General features: G+C 70.4%; 12 protein-coding genes and 2 pseudogenes. 7 read left to right on the plus strand and 7 right to left on the minus strand.

Going from position 1 to position 9884, the window contains the following annotated elements; translation table 11 throughout:
- Positions 1-5 precede the first annotated feature (5 nt).
- Genes NRY95_15715 through NRY95_15735 form a run of 5 tightly spaced genes read left to right on the plus strand, consistent with a single transcriptional unit; the run spans position 6 to position 3427 of the window.
- Positions 6-1271: an alpha/beta fold hydrolase gene (locus NRY95_15715; protein ID UYC15167.1), complete on the plus strand. Its 1266-nt coding sequence runs from the start codon at positions 6-8 to the stop codon at positions 1269-1271.
- Between the two features lie 5 nt (positions 1272-1276).
- Positions 1277-1834 (plus strand): PH domain-containing protein, encoded by a 558-nt coding sequence (locus NRY95_15720; protein ID UYC15168.1) that lies wholly within the window; start codon positions 1277-1279, stop codon positions 1832-1834.
- 15 nt (positions 1835-1849) lie between these two features.
- The gene (locus tag NRY95_15725; protein UYC15169.1) at positions 1850-2656 is read left to right on the plus strand and encodes a D-alanyl-D-alanine carboxypeptidase family protein; all 807 of its coding nucleotides are present in this window, start codon (positions 1850-1852) and stop codon (positions 2654-2656) included.
- Positions 2653-3249, plus strand: a complete 597-nt coding sequence (locus tag NRY95_15730; GenBank protein UYC15170.1) for a hypothetical protein — start codon at positions 2653-2655, stop codon at positions 3247-3249. The genes NRY95_15725 and NRY95_15730 overlap by 4 nt, the downstream gene beginning before the upstream one ends.
- Before the next feature lie 37 nt (positions 3250-3286).
- The gene (locus NRY95_15735) at positions 3287-3427 is read left to right on the plus strand and encodes a hypothetical protein (protein UYC15171.1); all 141 of its coding nucleotides are present in this window, start codon (positions 3287-3289) and stop codon (positions 3425-3427) included.
- A gap of 46 nt (positions 3428-3473) precedes the next feature.
- Here NRY95_15735 and NRY95_15740 read toward each other — a convergent pair whose 3' ends face one another.
- The 7 genes and pseudogenes from NRY95_15740 to NRY95_15770 all read right to left on the minus strand — a co-directional run bounded on the left by NRY95_15740 (position 3474) and on the right by NRY95_15770 (position 8392).
- Positions 3474-4148 (minus strand): DNA-3-methyladenine glycosylase, encoded by a 675-nt coding sequence (locus tag NRY95_15740; protein ID UYC15172.1) that lies wholly within the window; start codon positions 4146-4148, stop codon positions 3474-3476.
- Between the two features lies 1 nt (position 4149).
- Positions 4150-4521: a DUF423 domain-containing protein gene (locus tag NRY95_15745; GenBank protein ID UYC15173.1), complete on the minus strand. Its 372-nt coding sequence runs from the start codon at positions 4519-4521 to the stop codon at positions 4150-4152.
- Positions 4522-4618: 97 nt separating this feature from the next.
- Complete coding sequence (locus NRY95_15750; GenBank protein ID UYC15174.1) at positions 4619-5788, minus strand: polyketide cyclase; 1170 nt, start codon at positions 5786-5788, stop codon at positions 4619-4621.
- Positions 5789-6251: 463 nt separating this feature from the next.
- Positions 6252-6320, minus strand: a pseudogene (locus tag NRY95_15755) (DNA-binding response regulator).
- 84 nt (positions 6321-6404) lie between these two features.
- Positions 6405-6473, minus strand: a pseudogene (locus tag NRY95_15760) (DNA-binding response regulator).
- Between the two features lie 84 nt (positions 6474-6557).
- Positions 6558-7199 carry a response regulator transcription factor gene (locus NRY95_15765; GenBank protein ID UYC15175.1) on the minus strand — a complete coding sequence of 214 codons (642 nt, stop codon included), beginning with the start codon at positions 7197-7199 and terminating at the stop codon, positions 6558-6560.
- Complete coding sequence (locus NRY95_15770) at positions 7199-8392, minus strand: sensor histidine kinase (protein ID UYC15176.1); 1194 nt, start codon at positions 8390-8392, stop codon at positions 7199-7201. Before NRY95_15770 ends, NRY95_15765 begins: the two co-directional genes overlap by 1 nt.
- A gap of 139 nt (positions 8393-8531) precedes the next feature.
- Here NRY95_15770 and NRY95_15775 point away from each other — a divergent pair, with 139 nt between their 5' ends.
- Together NRY95_15775 and minC are read left to right on the plus strand one after the other, a co-directional pair.
- Positions 8532-9125: a GNAT family N-acetyltransferase gene (locus tag NRY95_15775; GenBank protein ID UYC15177.1), complete on the plus strand. Its 594-nt coding sequence runs from the start codon at positions 8532-8534 to the stop codon at positions 9123-9125.
- Positions 9126-9127: 2 nt separating this feature from the next.
- A complete protein-coding gene (minC, locus tag NRY95_15780; protein UYC15178.1) occupies positions 9128-9883 on the plus strand; it encodes a septum site-determining protein MinC in 756 nt (251 codons plus the stop codon).
- Position 9884: the final 1 nt, after the last annotated feature.

Raw genomic sequence — 9884 nt, forward strand, 5'->3', positions numbered from 1 at the left:
GTCCCATGCTGGCATCACTGCTGTTCCCGGCTGCCGCACTGGCGGCCTCGCCTCAGCAGGCGGCGAACACGCTGCTGGACCGCCTGCAGGCCGGCGACTACGCCGCCGCAACCGCCGATTTCGATGCGCGCATGCATACCGCATTGACGCCGCAGAAGCTCGCCGCGGTCTGGACGTCACTGCAGCGCCAACTCGGTCCGCTGCAAGAACGCGGACACTCCGAGCAGCACACCGAGGGCGCAACGACGCTGGTCCTGGTGCCGCTGCAGTACGCCAAAGGCGAGCTGCAGGCGCGCGTGGGCGTGAATGCCGACGGCCGGATCTCCAGCCTGCTGATCGTGCCCGCCGCCTCGGCCGCGACAGCGGCAGCACCCGACGCCAATGCCGCCTACATCGAGCAGGCCGCCACCGTCGGCGACCTGCCGGGCACGCTCACCCTGCCCAAGGGCACCGGCCCGTTCCCCGCCGTCGTGCTGGTCCATGGCTCCGGCCCGCACGATCGCGACGAAACCATCGGCCCCAACAAGCCATTCCTGGACCTGGCGCACGGCTTGGCCGAGCTTGGCATCGCGGTCCTGCGCTACGACAAACGCACCTTCGCCAGACCCGAGTCGATGGCCGGCGCGCACCTCAGCGTCGATGCCGAGACCACGGACGACGCGGTGGCCGCGATCGCCTCGCTCGCCGGCAACCACTCGATCGATGCCCACCACATCTACCTGTTCGGCCATAGCCAGGGCGCACTGCTCGCACCGCGCATCGCGGCGCGCTCGCATCGGGTCGCCGGCATCGTGCTGCTGGCCGCGCCGGCACGACCGTTCCTGGATCTGCTGCTCGAACAGACGCGCACGCTGGGCAAGCAGCAGTCCACCATCGACCAGATCCAGGCCGAGGTCCGCCGCATCCGCGAGCCGCCGCCGGCGGGCGCGGCCGCCGGCGAAACGGTACGCCTGCTCGGCATCCCGGTTCCCGCCGCGTACGCACGGGAACTCGACCGGATCGACCCGGTCGCCGAGCTGCGCACGCTCGGACCGATGCCGGTGCTGTGGCTGCAGGGCGAGCGCGATTTCCAGGTCACCGCGCTGGACTGGCAGCGCTGGCAGCAGGCGCTGGGCGAGGACTCGCGCGCGACCCTGCACCGCTATGCGCAGCTCAACCACCTCGGCATCGCCGGCAGCGGCGCACCGAACCCCGCCGAGTACGCGCAGCCCGGGCATGTCGACGCGCAGCTGATCGCCGATACCGCGCAATGGATCCGCGCACAACCGTGACCGCCATGCACCGCCATTCCCCAGCCGCACCGACCTCCCGCGACTACCGCGTCGCCACGCCCGGGCGCCTGCCGCTGCTGGGCCTGTGGCTGCCGCTGCTGCTCGCCGCCGGGCTGGTCGCCGCCGTGGGCCTGTCCAGTCCCGACCGCGGCCATCGCCTGCACTGGACCACCCTGGTGCTGCTGCCAGCCACCGGCACCGTGCTGAGCCTGTTCTACCTGCGCCGCGGCATCCGCCTGCAAGGCCACACGCTGCTGGTCCGCTCCAGCCTGTTCGCCGCGCGCACCGACATCGCGCAGATCGACCTGGCGCAGGCACGCGTGGTGGACCTGGCCGAGCATGGCGAATTCGCGCCGACCCGCAAGACCATCGCCTACGCGTTACCCGGCTTCAAATCCGGCTATTTCCGCATGCGCAACGGCCAGCGCGCGTTCTGCCTGGTCACCGATGCCAGCCGCGTGCTGGCGCTGCCGTTGCGCGACGGGCGCTGGCTGCTGCTGAGCCCGGAACAGCCGCGGCAACTGCTGCAGGATCTGCAACGGCTGGCCGCGCACCGCGCTTAGCCCTACCCTGTGCGGATGCGCCCCGCTCCCGCCCTGCTGCTCAATACCGAATGCATCGAACTGCTGCCGGCCAGGTTGCTGCGCGCGCGCAGCAACGTCGATGCACGCCTGCTCGCGCAGGCGACCTGGCTGTTGCGGCGCAAGTGCGACGGCCGTTATCTGGCCGCCGCCTCCGCGCACGGCCTGCACGCGCTGCTGCCGCGGCTGATGCACGAACCCGGCATCGATGCGGCGCTGGATCGCCTCGATGCCCTGCCCCTGCGCCGGCAACCCGACGACGCCGGACCGCTGCCGCTGAGCGCCTTGCACGAACGCCTGGCCAGCCTCGGCCTGGACGCGGAGGACTACGCGCGCAGCACCGGCCTGCCGCTGCACGCCGAGCCCGCCACCCTGCATGCCGCCGGCCGCGACCGCTACCGGCGCCCGCTATGGCTGAGCGTCGGCGCCGCGCGCGCCTGGCCGGCGCTGCAACGCGCCGCCGCCCGCGACGGCGTGGTGCTGGAGGCGATCTCCGGCTACCGCAGCCACGCCTACCAACTGGGCATCTTCGCGCGCAAGTTCGCGCGCGGGCAGAGCCTGCCGCAGATCCTGCAGGTCAATGCCGCGCCCGGCTACAGCGAGCACCACAGCGGCGACGCGCTGGACATCGGCACGCCCGGCGAGCCGCCGGCCGAGGAGAGCTTCGAGCGCACCGCGGCGTTCGCCTGGCTGCGCGCGCATGCCGCCGACTTCGGCTACCGGATGAGCTACCCGCGCGGCAATCCGCACGGCATCGTCTACGAACCCTGGCATTGGCGCTGGCATGCGCGAGCGCCGGCATGAAGGGCGACATGGAGCAGCGCGTGGAGCGCCTGTGGCGCGGCGGCCTGGCGGGTTGCGCCCTGGGATTGCTGGCGCTGCCGTTCGGCGCCTCCGCGCAGTGGCACGATCGCCAGGGCAAGCCGGTCGCCGACAGCGCCGAGCGCGCGCACGACAAGGACTTCGCGGCGAGCGTCCACGTCGCCGACGAAGCCGCGTTCGCGCGTTTCGGGAAAGAGTGGAGCGGGACCGACAGCGGTCACGGCCCGCAGCTGCGCACGATCGAGCGCGTGCGCCGCGGCGAACCGCTGCGCGTGGTCGTGCTGTATTCGGGCTGCGCGCCCAGCCGCAACAACGACGGCGCCTGCGACGCGCAACTGCGCCTGCGCCTGCTGGGGCCGGACGGCCGCGTCGCGCTGCAGGAACCGGCGCGGCCGCTCACCACCGGCGGCAAACCAGCCGCGGCGGGCATGCTGGAACTGGCGCCGCTGTCGCTGCAGATCCGCTTCGAGCCCGAGGATCCGCTCGGCACCTATACCCTGCACGCCACGCTCAACGATCCCAGCCAGGACGCCTGGGTGCGCGTGCAGACGCAGGTGGAACTGGTCGCGGACTGACGCCCACCCCTGCCGACACCACGGGAGCATCTTGCTCATGGACGAGCACATCGACAGCCAACGCCGCATCGCCGTTGCATGCGGCGAAAGCTCCGGTCGCAATGCCGGGCCGCATGTCCTGCAGGAGCAGCTCCGGGTGCCTCGGGCCATCAGCCGCGACCGGAGCCTCTCCCGGTAACGCCCGGTCGCGGCTGAAGCCGCTCTCACAGAAGACCCAGGCCGTCCTATTCCTGCGAACGCGGCGTTGGCGTTTTCGTCGTCAGCGCCGCGTCGGCGATGCGCCACAGGTAGAAGGTGGCATAGCTGCGATACGGGCCCCAGCGTTCGCCACGGGCCAGCAATTCCGTCGGAGCAGGTGGCAGCTCCAGCGTGTCCACCCGCTGCGCGCCCTTGCGCACGCCCAGGTCGTCCACCGGCAGCAGGTCCGGGCGGCCGAGCCGGAACAGCAGCAGCATCTCCACCGTCCAGCGGCCGATGCCGCGCACCGGCAGCAGCGCCTGCACGATCGCCTCGTCGTCCAGGAAGGCGAGCTTGCGCAACGCAGGAATCTCGCCAGCGGCCTCGCGCCGCGCCAGATCGCGCAGCGCCAGCGCCTTGTTGCCGGACACGCCGCAGGCGCGCAGGCCGGGATCGTCGATCCGCGCCAACGTGTCCGCATGCAACCGGGTGCTGCCGATCGCCGCCTCGACGCGGCCGACGATGGTCGCCGCGGCCTTGCCGCTGAGTTGCTGGAACAGGATCGCGCGGGCCAACGCATCGACCGGGTCGAACGGCCTGGCCCAGCCCGGCTGCGGCGCGATCGGGCCGATCCGGCGCATCCACGCGCCGAGCTTGCGGTCGCGCCGGCTCAAATGGTCGTAGGCGGCCTGGGTGTCGAATCCGCGCGCGTAACGCGGCATCTCAACGCCTGAGCGCATCCAGCGCCCACAACACCCAGCCCAGCATCAGCGTCGTCCCGCCGACCGGGGCCAGCCGCGTCGGCCATTGCGCCAGCGCGTTGCCGGCCAGGCTGCCGGAAAACAGCAGCGTGCCGAGCAGCAGCAGGGACAGCGCGGCGCGCGCGAGCAGGCGCGCGCTGCTGCGGCCCAGTGCGGCCAGCGCCAGCCCGTGGCCGAAGGCATACAGTGCGGCGGTCTGCAGATGCGACTGCGCCAGCGGCTCGGCGACGCCGTGCGAGGCATAGGCGGACAGGCCGATCGCGGCGGCGGCCAGCAGGCCGCCGGCGCAGGCCAGCCAGGAACGTTTGTGCGAACGCCGATCGAGATTCAGCATGACGAGGCTCCGTTGCGGCCGGCGTTCCGGCCCCCACAAACGAAACGCGCCGCAAGAAGCGGCGCGTTTCGGGTCACTCATCCATCCGGGCGACGGCTTACTTGATCGCCCAGTAGATGTCGTACGTGCCTTCCGGCGTGAACGCCTTGTCCACGCCGCCCTTCCAGGCCTCGTACGGACGGTCGGTCACGTCGTAGCCGCTGGTCGCGGCCCAGGCGCGGACCGCATTGCGCGCCGCATCCAGGCCCGCCATGTGGCCGGTGTAGCTGGCGAAGGCGGAACGGTGCGCCTCGGTCCGCAGGTAGGTGACCGGCGCGCCCTGCGGGATGGTCGGCTTCAGCGGATCGCCGCTGGCGGCGACCGGGGTCGCATCGACCGGAGCCGCAGGAGCGGCCGCCGCGTCGTCCTTCTTGTCTTCCGGCTTGGCCGCCGCGTCCGGCTTCGGCGCGCCACCGGCACGCTTGCGCACCGGCTGGGTCACGTCGAAGGCGTACTTGTCGGAACCGAAGTCGGTGGTGACGATGCGCACCGGACCGGCCGCTTCCAGGCCGTTGGCGTCCATCACCCGCTTGATCCACTCCTGGTTGTCCTTGATGGACTTCTTGATGGTGTCGTTGTCGCGGTCGACATTGCCGGCGTTGACCACCAGCAGATCCTCGGCCGGGACGTCGACGACCTTCAGGTCGGTCAACGGGGTTTCCTCGGCGCGGTAGTCGACGTTCGGCACGGTGGCCAGCACGTTGCTCAGCCGCGACAGGCCCAGCTTGATGTCGTCGCCGACATGGCGGCTCACGTACAGGCCGGCGTAGCGACCGAACAGGTCCCAGCCGTACTTGACCGTGTAGTCCTGGGTGATCTTGACGTTGCGACCGCTCTTGCCGGTCGGCTCGAGCTTGAACGACGTGGTCTTGTCGCGGCCCTTGCTCTCGTCTTCGATGCCGATGACGACCTGCTTGTTCTTCTCGGTCGAGGTGATGGTCCAGCTGCCCTTGCCGATGTAGCCCTCGTTGGAGGTGTAGTCGAGGCGGGCGCCGACGCCGGCTTCAGGACCGGAAAGCTTCAGCTGGATACGCGGATCGCGTAGCACCAGAGGATTCCAGTCCTTGAAACGACGCAGGCTGTTCACCGTGTCATAGACAATGGTCATGCGCCGATTGGTTTCGACGCTTTCGGACATGTGACGCTCCGAAGGCAGCACCAGGCCGACGATGACGAACAGGCCAGCCACGATCCCCAGTGCGATCAGGAATTCGATAATACGGGTCATTCAGGAGGTCTCCGGGGCCGATCCCACGGCCGGGTTAATGAAGCGAAGCGGCCATCCTAGCAGGCTTCGCGGCTCGTGGTCAGCAGATGGCGACGCGGAATTCCGCATAGTGGCGAAAACCCTGCGAACGCGCCGTGCAAAGCGCCGCGGCGGCGCCACGCGGGGCGACCAGACCATTGTCGCGCAGGCGGTGGCGGACAGGCCGTTGCCGGCGCCGGATCGCGGCGGGCAAGCCAGACCAGGCGTGGCGTTTGCGCCCGGGCGCGGGCAACGGCGCCGATCCGGGCGGCCAGACCACTGCAGGCGGCGCCCTGTAACGCCGGACTGTCGGCGCAGACGGTCTCCGGACGCGGCACGCCTGCCGCTGCGCTCGTCGCGACTGAAGTCGCTCCCACAGGGGCTGGCGCCGCACCGGCGCGCGCGAACGCCCGGCGCGCTGCGCCGGGCCGGGCATCCTGTCCGGTCAGACCAACTGCAGCTCGAACGCCTTCAGCACCGCCCGGGTGCGGTCGCGCACGCCCAGCTTGGACAGGGTGAGCGGGCGCTGCTTGCGAGCCACTGGCTCGCGCGCCCGTGAACGCCCGGCGCGCTGCGCCGGGCCGGGCATCCTGTCCGGTCAGACCAACTGCAGCTCGAACGCCTTCAGCACCGCCCGGGTGCGGTCGCGCACGCCCAGCTTGGACAGGGTGAGCGGGCGCTGCTTGCGAGCCACTGGCTCGCGCGCCCGCGAACGCCCGGCGCGCTGCGCCGGGCCGGGCATCCTGTCCGGTCAGACCAACTGCAGCTCGAACGCCTTCAGCACCGCCCGGGTGCGGTCGCGCACGCCCAGCTTGGACAGGATGTTGGACACGTGGTTCTTGATCGTGCCCTCGGCCACGCCCAGCGAGTTGGCAATCTCCTTGTTGGAGAAACCGCTGGCCATCAGCCGCAGGATCTCGGTCTCGCGGTCGGTCAGCGGATCCGGCCGGTCCAGGCTGACGAAGTCGTTGCGCATGTGCTCCAGGCCCGACAGCAGGCGCTGGGTCACCGCCGGCTGCACCAGCGAACCGCCGGCGGCCACCGCGCGGATCGCGCCGACCAGCTGTTCCAGCGACACGTCCTTGAGCAGGTAGCCCTTGGCCCCGGCCTTGAGCCCGGCCAGCACCAGCTGGTCGTCGTCGAAGGTGGTCAGGATGATGGTCGGCGGCAGCGTGCCGTTGCGCGACAGCATCTGCAGCGCCTCCAGCCCGGACATCGCCGGCATGCGCATGTCCATCAGCACCACATCCGGCTTCACCTGCGGGATCAGTGCCACCGCCTGGCGGCCGTCGTTGGCCTCGGCGACCACCTCGATCCCGCCGTCCAGCGCCAGCAGCGAGCGGATTCCCTGCCGCACCAGGGTTTGGTCGTCGACCAGGCAGACACGGATCATCACAACACTCCTTGTGAAACGGCGGGCGGCAGCAGGGCCGCCGCACTCGGGACCGCGGCGCGCAGGCGGAAGCCCGTGCCCTGCGGCGCATCGATTTCCAGGCTGCCACCATACTGGCTCAGCCGCTCGCGCATGCCGCGCAGGCCGTTGCCGGGCAGCAGCGCCTCGCAGCCGCGGCCGTCGTCGTGGGCCTGGATCACCACCTGCGGGCCGTCGCGGCGCACCTGGATCCACAGGTTGTCGGCCTGCGCGTGGCGCACCGTGTTGGTGATGATTTCCTGGGTGCAGCGCAGCAGGACATGCGCGCGCTCCGGATCCTCGACGGTCAACGGCTCGTCCACCTGCAGATGGATCCGCAACGACGGCACCCGCTCGACCAGCGGCCGCAGCGCCGCGGCCAGGTCGATCGCGCCGCTGTCGCGCAGATGGCTGACCGCCTCGCGCACGTCGGTCAGCAGCAGCTTGGCCAGGGTATGCGCCTGGTGCACATGCTCCTGCGCGCGGCCTTCGGTGATGTGGCCGGCCACTTCCAGGTTCAGGCTCAGCGCGGTCAGGTGGTGGCCGAGCAGGTCGTGCAGCTCGCGCGAGATGCGGGTGCGCTCGTTGACCCGGGCGCTTTCGGCCAGCAGCGCGCGGGTGGCGCGCAGCTCGGCATTGAGCTGGCGCTGCTCCTCGCGGGCCTGGGCCTGCTGCCGCGCGACCAGGCTGGTGACGAAGATGAACATGGAGAAGCCGCCGTACAGCAGCGACTGCATCAGCGCGTCGAACAGCGGAAAACCGACCAGCAGGTAGTAGACCGGCAGCACCGCCAACTGGCTCAGCACCAGCCACAGCACGCCGATCCGTACCGGCAGCAACCACGGGATCACCCCCGCCGCCACCATCATCAGGATGCTGCCCAGCCCGCTTCCGGTCAGATAGCTGACCGCCAGCGCGCAGACGGTCAGCAGCAGCAGGATCAGGCGATCGTACCAATGCGCGTGGCCGCCGCTGCCCAGCCCGCGGGTCAGCCAGTAGTAGCTGCCGCCGAAGGCGATGAAGAAGCCGGACATCATCGCCGCTTCCCAGCCGCCACGCCGGTTCGCCCCCTCCTCCGGGATCCAGTAGGTGTAGACCAGCGGCATGGCGATCATGGCCCAGGTGAACAGGCCGGCGAAGCGCAGGACGCGGGTGTGGCTGAGGTTTCCCAACATGCACGCATCTTAGGATGAACGGCGCGCAATGCACTCCCACGGAAGTCATGCATGCGCGGCTCGCCGCCCCGGGCCACGCGTGCGATAATCCGGCTGGCGGTCCGCATCTGGCCGCGCGCGCATCAGCAACGGAGTCCCAATGTCGATCGTCATCCGCGACGTGCGCGAGCACGAGCTCGATTCGGTCATGGCCCTGAACAACAACGCCGGACTGGCGATCCTGCCGCTGGATTCGGCCAAGCTGCACCGCTTCTACGAGACCGCAGAATACTTCCGCGTCGCCGAGCGCGACGGCAACCTGGCCGGCTTCCTGGTCGGTTTCGGCGGCGGCAGCGATCACGACAGCAGCAATTTCGCCTGGTTTCGCGAGCGCTATCCGGCGTTCTTCTATATCGACCGCATCGTGGTGGCCAGCCGCCGCCGCGGCGGCGGCGTCGGCCGCGCGTTCTATGCCGACGTGCAGAGCTACGCCGAGCTGCGCTACCCGCAGCTGGCGTGCGAGGTTTTCCTGGATCATGGCGCGGACGCGGCGCTGCTGTTCCATGGCAGCTTCGGTTTCCGCGAAGTGGGCCAGAACACGATGAACGAGGTGGAGGTGCGTGCCAGCATGCTGTTGAAGGATCTGTGCAGTTACGCCTGGGTCCGCGAGACCTACGGCGACGAATTGCCCGACCTGCCCTGGGTCGGCCATGCCCGCCGCCTGCAACGGGCCCAGCGCCCGACCGGGACCTGAGCGTGTCGTCGGTGAATCTGGATTTCGAGCAGGCAGGCGAACTGAAGATCGGCCAGGTCGGCATCGCCAACCTGCGCATCCGCACCCTGGACGTGGCGCGCCTGACCCAGGAAATGCGCGAGCGCGTGCAGCGCGCGCCCAAGCTGTTCGGCCGCGCCGCGGTGATCATCGATTTCGGCGGCCTGGCGCAGACCCCCGACACCGCCACCGCGCGCGCGCTGCTGGAAGGCCTGCGCGCCGCCGGCGTGCTGCCGGTGGCGCTGGCCTACGGCACCCGCGAGACCGAACAGCTGTCCGAGGCGCTGGGCCTGCCGCTGCTGGCCAAGTTCCGCGCCCAGTACGAGCGCATCGACGGCGGCACCCCCGCCGCCGCGCCCGCCCCGGTCTCACCGCCGCCCCCGCCGCCGCCCGCCCCTGCGGCGCGCCCGCAACCTGGGCGCATGCAGAGGACCGCGGTGCGCTCGGGCCAGCAACTGTATGCGGAGAACTGCGACCTGACCGTGGTGGCCACGGTCGGCGCCGGCGCCGAAGTGATCTCCGACGGCAGCATCCATATCTACGGCAGCCTGCGCGGTCGCGCGCTGGCCGGCGCGCAAGGCAATACCGAGGCGCGGATCTTCTGCCGCGACTTCCATGCCGAACTGGTCGCCATCGCCGGCCACTACAAGGTACTGGACGATATTCCCAAGGAACTGCGTGGCAAGGCCGTCCAGGTCTGGCTGGAGCAGGACCAGATCAAGATCGCCGCGCAAGATTGAC

It is taken from the genome of Xanthomonas campestris pv. phormiicola, from assembly GCA_025666215.1.
GTDB lineage: Bacteria > Pseudomonadota > Gammaproteobacteria > Xanthomonadales > Xanthomonadaceae > Xanthomonas_A > Xanthomonas_A campestris_A.